Origin of the sequence: Streptomyces sp. NRRL S-455, from assembly GCF_000717875.1 — a bacterium.
GTDB lineage: Bacteria > Actinomycetota > Actinomycetes > Streptomycetales > Streptomycetaceae > Streptomyces.
On the sequence record NZ_JOCT01000075.1, the window covers coordinates 1 to 458 of the forward strand.

Genomic DNA, 458 nt, shown 5'->3' on the forward strand with positions numbered 1-458 from the left:
GTTCACGCTCGACGGGCATGACCGTTCCTCTCCGTAGTCGTTCCACTACCTAGAGGCTCAGCATTGACCTAGAGTCAGGGGTGCTTCAACGTTCTGGATGCGGAGGAAGTGTTGGTAAACCGCAAGGAGTTGAACCCGGACGCGGGCCCGGCAGCGGCGTTCGGCGCGCGTTTGCGCAGCTCACGCGAGGCGCGCGGCTGGAATCAGGACGAGTTCGGCGTACGCATCGGGTACTCGGGACGCCATGTCTCGGGCGTGGAAACCGGCCACAAACCGCCGACCCGCAGGTTTTCGCTCGCCACTGACACTGCGTTAGGACTGGAGGGAACCGACGACTCGTTCGAACGCGCGTGGCGGGATCTGCGGCACGGCGTACTTCTCCAGGGCTTTCCCGAGTACGTGAGACTCGAAGGCCGAGCGGTGGAGATCAAGTTTTTCGAGGTGGGAGTGATTCCCAG

The 458-nt window shown here is 62.7% G+C and carries 1 protein-coding gene; it reads left to right on the top strand.

The genetic code is table 11. The annotated features are described in order from the left end of the window. Positions 1-111 precede the first annotated feature (111 nt). A partial coding sequence (locus IE97_RS41220) for a helix-turn-helix domain-containing protein (RefSeq protein WP_158708396.1) occupies positions 112-458 on the top strand: 347 nt, incomplete at its 3' end.